Origin of the sequence: Microcoleus sp. AT3-D2 (genome assembly GCF_036705715.1) — a bacterium.
Classification (GTDB): domain Bacteria; phylum Cyanobacteriota; class Cyanobacteriia; order Cyanobacteriales; family Microcoleaceae; genus Microcoleus.
Window position 1 is genome coordinate 41,619 of the sequence record NZ_JAUBVE010000040.1, and the last position, 15,197, is coordinate 56,815.

Below are 15,197 nucleotides of genomic sequence, written 5' to 3' on the forward strand. Positions count from 1 at the left end.
CCTTGGGCTGTGGTAAAATTATCATATCCACAACACTTTCTTGTTACTTAAAAATATGCGATCGAAACTAGAAGAAATTACGATTCAAGACAAAGATGCTGCTGAAATGGAAATTCGCGACAAGCGACAGCAAATTAATTACGACACCAAACAGTATCCCGTCGAAATACTCGTTCAAAAATATATGGAAGGAATTGACGATGATACTAATAAGTTGTTTATTCCTGACTACCAACGTGAAATGACTTGGGATGAAGCAAGGCAATCAAAGTTTATCGAATCTGTAATTTTGGGGCTACCAATACCTTATCTATTCGTTGCCGATCTCGGTGATGATGAAAATGATGAATCACGTTTAGAGATCGTAGACGGTGCAGAACGCATTCGTACTCTAACCAGATTTGTCAACAACGAATTAACCTTAAGTGGACTGAAAAAATTAGAGCATTTGAATGGATTTAAGTTTAGTGATTTACTCATGCCTCGTCAGAGGCATTTCAATCGAACTACACTTCGGGTAATCCAACTAAGCAAAACTGCAAATGAGGAATTCAGAAGAGATTTATTTGAGCGGCTACAATCATTTTAATAGCAAAGTAAATACATTTGAAATAGAGCCAAAAATCTCTGGTATTAGTGTGAGAAATCAAAAAAATGTTGTGTGTATTGAATATGTCTGCGATCGACGGCTAGGATAATCATGGAAACTGTACTCTTCGACTTTAATACACGCGCTAAAGATGTGGATGATTACTTCATTTTTCTGGAGAGCTTGGAAAAACAGACAACGAAGTTAGCTGTATTCGATCCTGCTGGCACATACAAAATACAAAGTCTCGATCCTGAGTTAGCAAAAACTCTGAGAGCCAATGGTTTTTTGTTACTGTATAACTTAGTGGAATCCACTATGCGAAATGCGATAGAAGCCATATTCCAGGAGTTCAAAAATAAAGGAATCTCCTTTGACCGACTAAAACCCAAAATCAAAGTGATTGTCCTCCAAAATCTGAAAAACCGTTCTCCTCAGAAAATTCATTTAACAATCAATCAAATCTCTACAGATATCATCACAGCTACATTTGAGCGCGAGGAACTGTTTTCAGGAAATGTGGATGCTAGGTTGATTAAAGAAATAGCAGAAAAATATGGTTTTTCATATCAAACAGACTTTACTAAGACCAAGAACTGGCAAAATCTTGTAGTTGTTAAAAGCAACAGGAATGATTTGGCGCATGGGATTAAGTCTTTTGAGGAAGTGGGGCAAGATCAGGCTATTGAGGAACTATTAGAAATGAAGGAGGAAGTCATAGAGTATCTACGTCAAATACTGCAGAATATTAAAATTTATCTTGACAATCAAGAGTATTTAGAAGTAACTACAGGTAATCCTTAATTTTAGGCTAAGAAACCGGGTTTCTCTGATAATTTAGGTTGGGTGGCGAGATATCTCGGAAGAAACCCGGTTTCTGGGGATGATGCGAAGGCTACTGCCGCACCATCACAGACTTAATTACAGCATTCGGCTGATACTTATTAGTCTGATAGAATCCCCCTTTACCAGCGCCATAAACTCCCGCAAATTGTTTCCCTTCAGCCTTGGGAACAAACATAATGTTTCTAGTGGGTTGCTTGGCAAATACAACCCCTTCTCTCATTTCATTATCAACATTATAAGATAAAGTAGCTTTGCCGTAAATAGCCTCAGCTTGTTTCAACGTCATTCCCGGCCCGACGCCCTGAACTGTTTTATAATTAACATTTTCAGTCATCAAAAGTTCAATGACATCCGAATCTTTCAGCTTTGTACCCGCAGCATAAATAATCCGATATTGCACTTTTCCCGATCGACTAACTGCCACAGAATCAAAGTCTACCATAAAAGGAGACTCTACCTTAAACTGCGCCGTGGAACCCAGAGCTTTTTTCAATCCTCCGAAAGTCATCCCCACCTTCGCCGCTCCAATTGTGCGATCGGAAATTGTTAAACTTGCAGAAGGTGTTTTTTGAGCAGTTTTTGCCGTTTCGCCCAGCTTATTTGCACCCCCAGGTGCAACAGCGGAACCCGGAACTGAAATTAAGGTGAGGTAACTGCCGATCGCCAGCAAAGCAGCTATCATTGATCCAGACAAAACTTTAACATTCAACATGACTAATTCTCCTAGATTTCAAATGCGACTATCTACCCGCATCTTTTTGACTATCCTGGGCCTCACCCTCCTAGTTTGGATTCTCAGAGGTGTTGGGATATTGACATCCATTCCCGGTGGTGTTATCTGGATACTGATTTTGTTGTCTTTTGTTGCGGGTATCCTCAGCACTTTACTCCGTCGGTAAGCCAGCATCCGGCAAATAACAAATAAGAATTAACAATTAAAAATTAACTATTTATTTTAATTTTGATTGTTTCATTGCCTTTCCCACTGTCACATTCAACTGAGCGCCGATCAGCATCACCAAAGAAGAAATATCGAGCCACAGCAGCAACACAATAAAAGTTCCGATCGTGCCGTAAGCCCAACTGTAATTGCCCCAATGCAAAACATAACACCGAAATAAAGCTGAAAACAGCGCCCACAAAATAGCAGCAAAAACAGCTCCCGACAAAATAGGAATATCTGGTTGACGGCGGCTAGGCCCGTAGCGGTAAACAAAGGCAAAAGCCAGTGATACAATTCCCAAAGAAATCGGCCACCGCCACAACCGCCAAACACCTAACAGTTGCGATTCCAAAGGGCAAGTTCTGGCGAGCAGCAAGCAATTTTGAACATCTTTTAAATCGCAATGGGCGACGGACTCCAGCAGGCAACTCTGGCGGGCAATAGCTTGTACAATTAAGTCGCTGACAAATACTACTCCCGATGCCAGAATCAATAGTATAATTGTGCCGACACTTAGCGCCAGAGAAATAAGTTTTGCTTTCCAAAATGGTCGAGTTCGAGCGCTGGGGATGTCATGGATGCGATCGAGTGCAGCCATCGCCGCGCTCATTACTCCAGAAAATGCCCAAATCGCCCCAAGAAAGCTCACCGAAAACAGCCCTTTACTGCGAGTTAACAGAATTTCTTTGATTAACCCACCAATCAAGTTCCGAACGTTATCGGGTATAACTTCGCCCAAAAGACGGGCGATTTGATACAGTGTTGACTGCAAAGGTTCAAAGAGAGCGATCGCAGATAAGATAGCCAACAGCCCCGGAAACAGCGCCAGCATAGAATTGTAGGCCATTTCCGCAGACAGCCCCGGCAAGCGCTGTTCTCCCGCCTTCGCGCCGACTTCCTTGAGCGTGCCCCAAGTCAAACACCGACAAAACCGCCAAAAACCCCCAAATTTCCGTTTGAGAGCTCGAAGCAGCCTCAAAAATGCCTTAAACAAAGCTAAAATCAGGTAGCGCAACCAGTAAAAAATGTTCATAGCGGACAGGCAATGGGGTGAAAGATGAGGTACACAAGTCGTTAATTAATTAAGCCATTATCAACTCGCAATTGCCAATTCCCAATTCCCCAATCTAAAATCTAAAATCTAAAATCTAAAATCAATATTATGGCTCAGGATGTCAGACAGTGGTTAGATGAAATCAAGCGGCTGCAACAGCAGTTAACAGAAGTTTCGCGCGATCGAGATGAGGCCGGTGAAAGTGCGGTTCAGTGGCGCCAACTCTACAATACCGAAGCTGAGCAGCGGCGGAATGATGCTAAATTAACTCAGCAAAGCATCGCTTCTCTGGAAGCACAAATACAGCAATTACAAAATTTTTCTCCAATTGTGTCCGAAGGCGACGATGCTGGGGTTGCTCGCCAGCAGGAAGTCGAACAACTGCAAACAGTAGGCGAACTTAAAGCTAAGTTAGCAGAAGTTCTTCAAGAGCGCGATCGGGCGATCGAACAAGTTAAACAACTGACTCAAGCCCTCAAACAAGAAGAAGCCCGTCACGCCGAAACTAGCAAAAATTTAACTAGCGCCCTCGGAGATGCCGTTGACTTGCTCACGAAAGCCCAAAATCCCGCTCCTGCAAAAACCGAGACAGTATATTCTTTAGAGATAGTACCTACTCGCACTACAAATCCAGGCGAAACTGCTCTGGAAATACGCCAAACTTCCGCCCAAACAGGTAAAAATCCCGCCCAGCTTCCACCTTCTAAAAATCAGTTACTCGATCTACCGCCCTTTGGGAATTAGGAGTTAAAAATTCAGGAATTGTCGGCATGGCGAGTCCCCTTCGCAGGTGGGATTTAGTCACCGATAGGTTGTTTTTGCTTTTCCTGCAATTAAGCGGCATTAATTTCTCAGCTTCTTTATGATATTCAATTCCGGTTATATCGGAATGATTAAACCACAGATGACGCAGAGGATACAGAGGAAGGGAAGAGAGATGAATAATTCCGATGAAGGGCTGAGTTGATATTATTCCGCATCTACGGATAATCTACTAATTGATGTAATTGCACTAGATCCCAACCTATAATCCGCATTCAAAATTTTGAGGACGACAAAAAAATCTTCCTCGCGTCCTACCAACCTACAGTCTTTAGATAGAACTTAATCGAGCTAAATTCTACTACTATCGACAACGACTGATGCGGGAGGAAACTTCATGAAGGCAGAGATATCCATAGTCTGGAAAAAGATTCAGAGCATGATCGACGGCTTTCTGATCATGCTCCCTAATATTGTGCTGGCGTTAATTGTCTTTGCAATTTTTTACTTTGTGGGTCGGCAAATTAAGAGAGTGGTCAGGCGAGTTACCCGCAAGCACCACCAAGCTCGAAATTTGGGGCTGGTGTTAGGACGGTTAGCGCAGGGTACGATCGTTCTAGTTGGTCTATTTATTTCTCTTTCGATTATAATTCCCACATTGAAAGCTGGCGATTTGGTGCAACTGCTGGGAATTAGCGGGGTGGCGATTGGTTTTGCCTTTCGCGATATCTTGCAAAACTTCTTAGCCGGTATTCTAATTCTTTTGACGGAACCGTTCAGAATCGATGACCAAATTGTGTTTAAAAACTTTGAGGGAACGGTAGAAAATATTGAGACGCGCGCTACAACAATCGAAACCTATGATGGTCGGCGGATTGTCATTCCTAATGCCGAGTTGTTTACGAATACGGTGACAGTGAATACTGCTTTCGATAAACGCCGCATGGAATACGATATTAGTATTGGTTACGGCGACGATATTGACCACGCCAAGCAGTTAATCCTGGAAGCACTGTACAGCCTGAAGGAGGTTTTGAAAGCTCCTGAACCCGATGTGCTGGCGATGGAGTTAGCAGAAAGTACCGTCAATATCCGCGTTCGGTGGTGGATTGCTCCGCCGCGCCGAATTGACGATCTGCGATCGCGCGACAAGGTAATTTCTGCTATTAAAAAAAAGCTATATGTGGAAAACGGCCTCGATTTGCCTTATCCCACGCGGAACATCTTGTTCCACGATCAAACCGAAGAGACAGATGGCGATCGCTACCAGCAGCGTGAAGGATGGCCTGCGGGCAAAAGTAAAGTTCCGAAACCTCGTCGTATGCACCGGTCTTTGCGAAAATTGGTCGAAAGGCGATCGCAACAAGACGACAACGGAAAATCTTAACAGCATTACAATTAATGAAAAATATCAAGTTGAGAAAACTTTGGGATTCGCTGCACAGCGATCGTGCCACTTGAATTGATATCACTCACCGAGTTATGAAAGGAGTAACAAACCAGGATTGATATGATGCCTAATTTTCAAGCAAAAACCACAGTCCGATTGCCGTAAACTAAAACACGATTTTGTAAATGATATCGCACCGCTCTTGCTAAGACAACCCTTTCTAAATCTTTACCTTTGCGAATCAAATCAGACACTTCATCGCGGTGACTCACGCGCACAACATCTTGTTCGATAATCGGGCCAGCATCTAAATCCGGTGTAACATAGTGGGCTGTTGCACCTATAATTTTTACCCCTCTTTCATAAGCCCTTTCGTAGGGATTTGCACCCACAAACGCGGGTAAAAATGAATGGTGAATATTAATCACATTGGGAAATTTCCTGATAAAGTCTTGACTCAAAATTTGCATATATTTAGCCAAAACTACTAAATCAATCTTATATTTTTTAAGGATTTCTAACTGTTGTGCTTCTTGAATAGCTTTATTATCTTTAGTAATGGGAATATACTCAAAGTCGATACCGTATTGTGCGGCAATGGGCTTTAAATTTTCATGGTTGCTGATAATCAGGGGGATTTCACCCCTGATTTCTTGCGCTCGCTGTCGCCAAATCAAGTCTAATAAACAGTGATCTTGACGGCTTACCCAGATTGCGATGCGTCGAATTTTATGTGAAAAATGCAATTGCCAATTGGCTTGTAAGTCCTTGGCAATTTCACTAAAAGCAGGTGTTATTTGTTCGGTGGTTAAGTCAAAATCATCTAATTGCCATTCTAGCCGGCTCAGAAATAATCCGGCGGTAAAATCCGTATGGTGATCTGCATGGATGATATTGCCGTTATGGGAGGCGATAAAATTGGCAAGTAAGGCGACAAGTCCTTTGCGATCGGGACAGGAAATTAACAGGGTTGCAGTAGGGCTAGTCATTGTATAATCGCTAAAGTTTTATTGACGCTCCGCAGCATACAAGCTCGTTGAAGTTATTCTGTAGGGTGTACGCTACGCAGCTTACTGTTACTCGAACTACCGCCGTTTGGTAATCAGGAATTTAAAATACTGCTTACTCCGAAGATTTGTTGTGCGGTTAACTGCAAGTCTGGGAAGAGTGAAGAAATCAGTCGATCGCTCTTTTGAAACAACTTTTTTTGATACTCATCTTCTCGCAGCATACAAATCGTAATTGTCGGCTGTTTGGGTTTGCCAATATATTCTCTGCCGCCAATGCCCAGATAATCCACAATCCAATACTCATGCACTCCCAGCAGTGCGTAATCTTCAACTTTACGGGCGTAATCGTTCTGCCAATTGGTGCTGACGACTTCAGCGATTAGTTTAATTGAGTTTCCCGATGTAATTACAGGTTCTTGTTGCCACAAAGGTTCATTAATTAGTTGAGTTCGATCTACTACAAGTACGTCGGGGCGAAACGCTGTTGCTGTTCCTAATAATTTGATGAGACAGCGAGGGGGAATAAAGTAGGGTAGATCCAGACGATCGATCTCTACATTGAGTTTTCGTCCGAGGAAGGCGGATACTTGTTCGTGCGGCCCCGTTGGTTCCATTGCGGTTAATTCACCATCGATTAGTTCGTAACGCTCGCTGTCGCCAAAGTTGGCAATAAATTCATCAACACTTAGAAGTTTGGCAGGTGATTGAACCATTCTGTTTGCTCCTGGTGATGAATTAAGAATTTTTTTAACGAACCGCAGAGGACGCAGAGGAAGAGAAGAGAGAGAAGATGACAAAGAGTTTTCCTATTTCCCTGTTCCCTCTTCCTTCTTTTAAAATCCCATCGCCCCAGCTACTGCATCCAAAGTCGGAGCAATGCCGCTTTTAAATTGATTGTTGCTGTGATTAATTGCGGTATCCGGGTCTTTCAAACCGTTACCAGTTAGCACGCAAACTACCGTCGCCCCAGTCGGAACTTGGTCTTTTACCTTCAGCAAACCGGCCACAGAAGCTGCACTCGCCGGTTCGCAGAAAATTCCTTCCTGTGATGCTAACAAACGGTAAGCGTCGAGAATTTCGGCGTCGGTGACTGCGGCAAAACTGCCACGGCTGGCTTCGGAAGCTGCGATCGCCTGTTTCCAGCTAGCCGGGTTCCCGATCCGAATCGCCGTCGCCAGGGTTTCTGGGTTCGCCACTGGCTGTCCCGTCACCAAAGGTGCAGCCCCGGCTGCTTGAAATCCCATCATCCGCGGCAAGCGCGAACATTTTTTGGCTTGGTGGTATTGACAAAAACCCATCCAGTATGCTGTGATGTTTCCCGCATTTCCTACGGGAATGCAGAGCCAGTCGGGGGCGTCGCCTAAAGCGTCCACCACTTCAAAAGCGCCGGTTTTCTGGCCTTCCAAGCGGTAAGGATTGACGGAGTTGACCAATGTCACCGGATAATTGACAGCCATTTCGCGGACAATTTCTAAGGCGCGATCGAAATTTCCGCCAATCGAAATTACTTCCGCACCGTAAAGCAAAGCTTGCGCCAGCTTGCCCAAAGCCACGTAACCTTCGGGAATTAACACGAAAGCTCGCATCCCCCCGCGTCTGGCGTAGGCGGCGGCGGCGGCCGAAGTATTGCCGGTACTGGCGCAAATTACTGCCTCCGCACCAGCTTCCTTGGCCTTGGAAATCGCCATTGTCATCCCCCGGTCTTTGAAACTACCAGTGGGGTTGAGGCCGTCGTATTTCACCAAGACGCGCACGTCTCGACCGATGAGAGAGGCGATCGCAGGTGCTGGAATCAAGGGAGTATTGCCTTCTTGGAGAGTCACTACCGGCGTGGTTTCCGTCACCGGCAGGTAGGGGCGATAAGCTTCGATCAAGCCGGGCCAGCCGTAGCGTTTCGGCTCGGCTGCGCGGGCAGCGGAGTTAGCAGCGGAGTTAGCAACAGAGTCAGTAGCAGGTAGAATCAGGGTCACGATGTCAATGGTTTTAGGCAATGGCCAAAGAATTTACACTAATTTTAGCTCGATCGGTTAATTTGATGTTTAATACGATCGGTTCAGGTTAAAGTAACTTAATGGTGTGAATGTGTAGATATGTCTACTCAATTACTAATGTCAAATAATTCATCCACTCTTTCCCGGCCTCAAGTGACCGCGAGCAACCCCGAAATGGCTAGTTCTTCTAGCCTATCGACCAGTTTTGCCCGCAAAGTAGATTTGGTAAAGTGCCCCTACCAAGCCGATCAGCAAGTTAAGTTCCTGCACTTGCAAGCAGAAATCGAATCCTTGCTGCTGGAAGTGCAAAGCCTCAAACAGCAACGCTCGATCGCTGGCTTGCCGGCTCTCGACCCGATTTCTGGCAGCAAGAGCAATTAGCAGACAACAGCGCCTAATGCTAATTGTCCTGGCCCTGTGTTATAAAAACGAATGTTTTGCTACCCGCAGTGTTTTTTGCCCAAAGTGCTAGAAATTCCTAACTGCGGATAGCGATCACTAGCATTTGCTAAAACGCGCTTGCCTACTGCTCAACTCGTCTGCCGCAAGCTGGCAACGAGCTGAGATTTTACTGCGCTTTTTTATGCGCTAATTTTGTTAAGCCATCGTCATGGCATACGGAGAATCGAAATCAATTTATGACAGCATCGATCGAAAAACCACTAAATTTGACATCCGCAAGTGACACCTCCAACCTGCGCCTCAAAGATATTCTCAAAACCCTGCCGCGGGAAGTATTCGTCAAAAACCCCCGCAAAGCTTGGACAAAAGTAATCGTCAACGTTTTGCTCGTTGCTGTCGGTTATTGGGGCATAGCAGTCTCTCCTTGGTTTCTACTACCCCTAATGTGGATTTTCACAGGAACCGGATTAACCGGTTTTTTTGTGATCGGCCACGACTGCGGCCATCGGTCATTTGCTAACCGCCGCTGGGTAAACGATTTAGTGGGACATATTGCATTTCTGCCGTTAATTTTCCCGTTTCACGCATGGCGGCATGGACACAATTACCACCACAAGCACACCAACAAAATTGGCGAAGATAATGCTTGGCAGCCGATGACAGCAGCAGACTACGCTGGCGCGTCCAAGCCTTTACAAATAGCTTATAGTTTAATATTCGGTCGGATGTGGTGGATCGGCTCGATCGCCCACTGGGCAAAAGTGCACTTTATGTGGTGGCGCTTCAAAGGCCAACAGAAACAAGAACAAGTGCGGTTTTCAGTTTTTGTCGTTTTAATCGGTGCTGCGATCGGATTCCCGATGTTAATTGCAACCACAGGCATTTGGGGATTTGTCAAATTTTGGTTGATGCCCTGGCTGGTTTACCATTTCTGGATGAGCACTTTTACGATCGTCCACCACACAGCACCAGACATTTCCTTTCAAGAACCCGAAGAATGGAACGAAGCCCAAGCGCAACTATCGGGAACAGTTCACTGCGATTATCCCCGCTGGGTAGAGTTTCTGTGCCACGACATTAACGTGCACGTTCCCCACCACCTTTCGACTGCTATTCCCTGGTACAATTTGCGCCTCGCCCACAGCAGCTTAAAGGAAAATTGGCAAGATCATCTCTACGAAACAGAATTTTCTTGGTCTTTAATGAAGCGGATTGCCGACAACTGTCACTTGTACAATCCCGCTGGCGGCTATCAAACATTGCAGGAATTTAACGCTAAAACAAAGTAAGTTTTAAACGCGATAAATGCCAGAAAAACCCGGTTTGTCAAACACAACCGGGTTTTTCGATATTACAATCCGTAGCCTTTGTCAGGGGCAGAATGCGCGCCCTACTGTCAATATCACAATCCGTACCATTATTAAATCAGTCATTCCCAATCTAAAATCTAAAATCTAAAATCTAAAATCGAATGACTTTCAATCCCAATAACTGTCGCAACGAAAGCGAAGTAGAAAGCAAACTCATTGTCAGCTACCTGCTACCAAAACTAGGCTATACGCCCGACACTTGGCACCAAGAAATAGCATTTGGGAATATTCGTCTAGACTTCCTCTCATTTGCCACCCAAGTTATCCCCATAGTCGTCGATGCAGACTCACCGATGAGTGTAGTCATGGAGGCTAAACATCCGAAGGAAAATTTAGACCGCCACCTGCGAAAACTAACTCGCTATTTAACAAGTTTGAGCATCCGCTACGGACTCATAACTAACGGTAAAGAAATTAGAATTTACGAAAGAGTCGCCGATGATATTCAGCTAGTCTTTAAGTGTGCTGGACAAGACCTTGAAAATAGAATTGATGAAATTATCGCTTTCATTGGCAGAAATACTTTAAAACCAATAAAAAATCCCGATAATCTCGAACTGGAAGATAGTAAAATTAATTTGGTTAGTCCTGAATTAATTAGCGAAGTCCCAGTACAACCAGACAATCCCGCAACCGCAGAACCTGAGCTAAGTCAAATCTCTGAACCACAACAAATACCTGAAAATAATCCAGTTAAGCCTCAAGTTAAATCCGATGTAACCGTTCCCCAAAAAAGGCAAAATAGTATGAAAGTTATTGCAGTTTACCATAACAAAGGTGGCGTGGGCAAAACTACAACAGTAGTCAATTTAGCTGCTGCGCTGAGCAAGAAAGGTAAGAGAGTCTTGGTAATCGACTTAGACAGTCAGGCTAATACAACCTTTGCGACAGGTTTAGTAAAATTTGAGGATGAAGAACAAGATGATTTGAAAGATAATAATATTCTTCAAGTTTTGCAATCAGAAGACTTTTTTTCGATCGAAGAAGTAGCTCGCAAGTCTAATTTTTGCAATCCCGAAATAGATGTGATTCCTTCCCACATTGATTTAATGCAATATGAAACGGAACTCAATCAACTAGATTACAGCCGAATGATTTTAATTCAAAAACTAGCAGAAGTACAGGATAAATATGATATTGTACTGATCGATACGCCGCCATCTTTGAATTTTTATGCTAGAGTTGCTCTAATTGCGGCGGATTATTTAATTATTCCTTCTGACTTAAAACCTTTTGCCAATCAAGGACTGATTAATGTCAAGGATTTTATTAAAAAAGTCAACGGATTCAAAAAACAAATTGGCAAGAAACCTCTAGAAATTTTAGGCGTACTTGCTTGCAAAATCTCAACTAATGCTAAATTTGTACAGTACAGTTTGCCCAAGCGGAGGGAGGCAATTCCCAAACGCTACGGCTTTGAAATCATGGACAGCGTAATTTACGAGAGAGACGATTTGGCAAAGTGTGCAGAACAATTTCAAATCGTGGGAAATATGGAAATTGCCGATCCCATTTCAGTGCTAGACTTTAAGCCAGATTCCATCGCATCCCAAGAATTTGAAATGCTAGCACTCGAAGTTTTGGAAAAAATAGGTAAAAACTAATGAAAAAATTATCTCCGTCACTGGTTGCAGTTAAAAAAATTACATCCGCAGTTCCCCGTTCCAATTTTGCAGATCCGGATTTGGAAAAATTAGCGAGACTCATTTTAGAGTCAGGAGGATTGATTAATCCGATAATTGTCCGCCGAAACGGTATGGATGCTTACGAAATAGTAGACGGAGACTTTGAATACTACGCGGCGGCGAGAGCAAAGGAAATAGATGCTCTCAAAGGCGAGACAATCGGAGCATTCATCCTGGAAGAAGAAAATGAAGGAATTCTCCTAGAACAACTTGAAATTCTCAGAAAAACCGCAATCATTGAGAATCCAAGTGTAACTGTGGTTCCGCAACAGTCCTCCAGCTTTGAACAGCGGCTGACCAATATTGAAACTCGATTGGAAAACAGAATTAATGAATTGAAAGCCGAGTATACGCGGGAAAAACAGGCGCTGATAGAGAGGGTTAAAGATGTTGAAAGCCACATTCCCAAACCTGTTCCGCTGTTGTCAGCGCTCAACACTCAAGATAAATTTAAACTGGCGACAAATTTGAAAAATGCTGGCATCAAATCTCAAATAATAGAACAAATCATCAAACAGCGAGATTTGGAGCCATTTACCTCATTTGAGAGTGTGGTGCAACGCATTACAGGGTTAGGAGATAAAACAATGATTAAGCTTATTGACTATTGGCAAAGATATTTATAAGCTTTCAGCCATCTAAATTGCATTTTTGGGGCATTGCTCAAAGCCCATGCGACAAACGTTGAAAAACCCGATCTGACTCGGCGGTTGAAACCCATCCTACACAATACACAAACTTTCGTCCCTCTCGCTTGAGACTAAAGAATAAGGGCGATATTAAAGCTGGCTTTCGTATAAATCGCAATTGCGATCGTAATTCGCAACGTCAGCCCGATCGCCCTGACGCCAAAAAAAGTAAAGATGAGTAAAGCATTGTATCGTTGGTGTCCCACAGGCAGTTAAACTCATCACAGTCGCTTTTTTTAGGAATTGCAGTAACTTTTGCCGATCGGGCTGTCACCGCACAGCTAGCCGCACAGGTACAGCAGCAAAGCGATATCTCCCCCAGATAACCGAGTTCGATCGCAGACTGGGAAGACTCAGCCCAAGAAACCCTTTAACTTACCACGGTCTGGGTAAGGTGTTTGTCTCGCACCCTACAATTAGATTTCTTGGGTTAGTCCTGCTGCACTTAAAACGCAGGCTGTAAAGTGCAAATATACATAAACACCCAAACACCAGATTTTAATGAGAAAAGGGGACTTATAACAAGATGGAGCGATCGTCGGATCAAAACCGAATAGTTGAATATTTGCGAATTAAGCCAATTAGTTACAGCCAGATTTACACTTCCCAAATTGCAGTACCAGAGCCTCACAGGGGGGAGATTCCCCGCGAACGCCGCGAAGCTATCAGGAGAAGTTTGATCGAGCAAGGCAGCAACTTGATTCCTTTAATTGTGCGCCCCACTGAAGCTTACAGCAACGAAGAAGAATATGAAGTTGTCTGCGGATCAGATTGGTGTATTCTTGCTAAAGAACTCGGCATCGAGCAAATGTGGGCTTGGGTATTTGAAATGACCGACGAGGAGGTAGCTGTTGCTCAAGCAGAAATGGAACATTTAGCTCCGCAACCTACTCAGAAAACTGCACAAATTGAGACTGTACTGCAACAATTTGAGCTATCATTTCAAAAAAAGGTAGATAGTCTAACAAAACAAATAGAACAATCTGTTAAAAAAAATGAAGACCTGCTAAAAAAACACGTAAAAGCTCTCACTGAGCAGAACTTTGAGCGTAATCAAATAGAACAGATTAAGCATTTGCTCGAACAAGTGGAAAAAGCATTTCATGAAAAGGTAGATAAAATGGCTAAAAAAATTGAACAATCGAGCAGCAACCGTCCGCCAACATCGGCTGTTATTTCTGAGGGAAATCTAGAAGGTGCTTTGAGACAGTTGGATGAACTGGAAAAACTACTGTCAACAAAATTAGAACGCACAGTCCAAACAATTAATCAGTTTGTTTCCGACGCTATTGAAGACGTAGAAAATGACCTGAAAAATCAAATTGAAACGCTCCGCCGCCAACTGGGAGCCACAGTGACGCACTCAGAAATACAGCCAGAGGCACAACCGAAGAAGCAGCCAAAAACGCAGCCGAAGAAGCAGTCGAAAGCACAGCAGAAACCTCAGTTACCGCAGTTGCAGTTGGAGTTGCCGTTTCCGTCCCCAGAAGAAGACTACGAAAGTCTTTCGCTGAGACGGTTGAAGGCGATCGGCAAAGACAGGAAAGTGCGGGGCTACGCGCGCATGAAACGACCGGAAATTCTGGCCGCTCTCAGGGACACTGACGGCGAATAAAGCGGTAATTGCTAGTAGTTAAAGACTAATTGTTCGGTGTTCGATCGCATTTTTTTGCAAAAAGCGCGATCGGGCTTTCAGAACAGTCCTCGGCAGAGATATGAAAAGCTTGCTAAAATAGACACACAACCTCTTACTCCTCAGCCAGCAGCCATGTCCGCAACCGCAGAATTAGCTACTACCCAAGAGATACCAGAACAAGAGATACCGGAAAATGTTATCTTTCCTTCAGGCGATTTATACAGTGACGAACCTCCGGTGGAAACAGAACTGCATCTCCGACAAATAATCCTACTCCTCAACTGTCTAGAATGGCTATGGCGAGATAGAAATGATTTCTATGCTGCTGGAAACCTCGCCCTTTATTACTGTTCTAAGCAACTCAAATCGAAGGACTTCCGAGGCTCAGACTTTTTTGTGGTACTCGGAACTGAACGCAAAACTCGGAAAAGCTGGGTAGTTTGGGATGAAGAGGGAAAGTACCCCAATATTATCGTAGAAATCCTGTCTCCCAAAACAGCGGATATAGACAAAAACTTTAAGAAACAACTCTATCAAGATACTTTTCGCACTCACGACTACTTTTGGTTTGACCCAGAAACTTTAGAATTAGCTGGGTTTCATTTACTTGATGGGGAATATGAAGCAATCGCACCGAACGAATTCGGGCATCTGCGGAGTCAGCAGCTCGATTTGAGTCTCGGAATTTGTGCAGGGTAAACGCATCTAAATTAATTTGACAAACACCTAAATTTGTGCATTACTAAATAACTAAAAAAAACTTTTAAAAATCATTAACTTTAACCACATTTAAGCAAATTAAATCAGAACCTTAAGATTTTCTAAACTTC

The 15,197-nt window shown here is 43.7% G+C and carries 15 protein-coding genes and 1 pseudogene; 10 read left to right on the forward strand and 6 right to left on the reverse strand.

What is annotated here, in order from left to right; genetic code table 11:
* Nucleotides 1-55: 55 nt before the first annotated feature.
* Nucleotides 56-589 (forward strand): DUF262 domain-containing protein, encoded by a 534-nt coding sequence (locus QUB44_RS17535; protein ID WP_333369610.1) that lies wholly within the window; start codon nucleotides 56-58, stop codon nucleotides 587-589.
* A gap of 111 nt (nucleotides 590-700) precedes the next feature.
* Nucleotides 701-1,393, forward strand: a complete 693-nt coding sequence (locus tag QUB44_RS17540; RefSeq protein ID WP_333369611.1) for an MAE_28990/MAE_18760 family HEPN-like nuclease — start codon at nucleotides 701-703, stop codon at nucleotides 1,391-1,393.
* A gap of 91 nt (nucleotides 1,394-1,484) precedes the next feature.
* Here the strand turns inward: QUB44_RS17540 and QUB44_RS17545 are convergent, their stop codons facing one another.
* Nucleotides 1,485-2,147, reverse strand: coding sequence for a hypothetical protein (locus QUB44_RS17545; protein ID WP_333369612.1), 663 nt, complete (start codon nucleotides 2,145-2,147; stop codon nucleotides 1,485-1,487).
* A 238-nt stretch (nucleotides 2,148-2,385) separates the two neighbouring features.
* On the reverse strand, nucleotides 2,386-3,411 hold the full coding sequence (locus QUB44_RS17550) for a YihY/virulence factor BrkB family protein (RefSeq protein ID WP_333369613.1): 1,026 nt from the start codon (nucleotides 3,409-3,411) through the stop codon (nucleotides 2,386-2,388).
* Nucleotides 3,412-3,540: 129 nt separating this feature from the next.
* On the opposite strand from QUB44_RS17550, the gene QUB44_RS17555 reads away from it, so the two are divergent.
* Entirely contained in the window at nucleotides 3,541-4,176 is a 636-nt protein-coding gene (locus QUB44_RS17555) for a hypothetical protein (protein WP_333369614.1), read from the forward strand.
* A gap of 415 nt (nucleotides 4,177-4,591) precedes the next feature.
* Entirely contained in the window at nucleotides 4,592-5,581 is a 990-nt protein-coding gene (locus QUB44_RS17560) for a mechanosensitive ion channel family protein (protein ID WP_333369615.1), read from the forward strand.
* Between the two features lie 137 nt (nucleotides 5,582-5,718).
* Here the strand turns inward: QUB44_RS17560 and purU are convergent, their stop codons facing one another.
* The 3 genes from purU to thrC form a co-directional block, all read right to left on the reverse strand.
* Entirely contained in the window at nucleotides 5,719-6,573 is an 855-nt protein-coding gene (gene purU / locus QUB44_RS17565; protein WP_333369616.1) for a formyltetrahydrofolate deformylase, read from the reverse strand.
* Between the two features lie 113 nt (nucleotides 6,574-6,686).
* Nucleotides 6,687-7,307: a Uma2 family endonuclease gene (locus tag QUB44_RS17570; protein WP_333369617.1), complete on the reverse strand. Its 621-nt coding sequence runs from the start codon at nucleotides 7,305-7,307 to the stop codon at nucleotides 6,687-6,689.
* A gap of 120 nt (nucleotides 7,308-7,427) precedes the next feature.
* A complete protein-coding gene (gene thrC / locus QUB44_RS17575) occupies nucleotides 7,428-8,564 on the reverse strand; it encodes a threonine synthase (protein WP_445299903.1) in 1,137 nt (378 codons plus the stop codon).
* A 195-nt stretch (nucleotides 8,565-8,759) separates the two neighbouring features.
* Between thrC and QUB44_RS17580 the strand changes: the two genes are divergently transcribed.
* The 4 genes from QUB44_RS17580 (at nucleotide 8,760) to QUB44_RS17595 (ending at nucleotide 12,668) form a co-directional block, all read left to right on the forward strand.
* Nucleotides 8,760-8,966, forward strand: coding sequence for a hypothetical protein (locus QUB44_RS17580; RefSeq protein ID WP_333164289.1), 207 nt, complete (start codon nucleotides 8,760-8,762; stop codon nucleotides 8,964-8,966).
* Nucleotides 8,967-9,223: 257 nt separating this feature from the next.
* Nucleotides 9,224-10,276, forward strand: a complete 1,053-nt coding sequence (locus QUB44_RS17585) for a fatty acid desaturase (protein WP_333369618.1) — start codon at nucleotides 9,224-9,226, stop codon at nucleotides 10,274-10,276.
* A gap of 182 nt (nucleotides 10,277-10,458) precedes the next feature.
* Nucleotides 10,459-11,961 (forward strand): AAA family ATPase, encoded by a 1,503-nt coding sequence (locus QUB44_RS17590; RefSeq protein ID WP_333369619.1) that lies wholly within the window; start codon nucleotides 10,459-10,461, stop codon nucleotides 11,959-11,961.
* The gene (locus QUB44_RS17595; RefSeq protein ID WP_333369620.1) at nucleotides 11,961-12,668 is read left to right on the forward strand and encodes a ParB N-terminal domain-containing protein; all 708 of its coding nucleotides are present in this window, start codon (nucleotides 11,961-11,963) and stop codon (nucleotides 12,666-12,668) included. Before QUB44_RS17590 ends, QUB44_RS17595 begins: the two co-directional genes overlap by 1 nt.
* A 134-nt stretch (nucleotides 12,669-12,802) precedes the next feature.
* Here QUB44_RS17595 and QUB44_RS17600 read toward each other — a convergent pair whose 3' ends face one another.
* A complete protein-coding gene (locus QUB44_RS17600) occupies nucleotides 12,803-12,937 on the reverse strand; it encodes a hypothetical protein (protein ID WP_333369621.1) in 135 nt (44 codons plus the stop codon).
* A gap of 320 nt (nucleotides 12,938-13,257) precedes the next feature.
* Between QUB44_RS17600 and QUB44_RS17605 the strand changes: the two genes are divergently transcribed.
* Both QUB44_RS17605 and QUB44_RS17610 read left to right on the forward strand, forming a co-directional pair.
* Nucleotides 13,258-14,346, forward strand: coding sequence for a Rho termination factor (modular protein) (locus QUB44_RS17605; protein ID WP_333369622.1), 1,089 nt, complete (start codon nucleotides 13,258-13,260; stop codon nucleotides 14,344-14,346).
* 153 nt (nucleotides 14,347-14,499) lie between these two features.
* A pseudogene (locus tag QUB44_RS17610) lies at nucleotides 14,500-15,054 on the forward strand (Uma2 family endonuclease); the annotation flags it as partial.
* Between the last annotated feature and the right edge of the window lie 143 nt (nucleotides 15,055-15,197).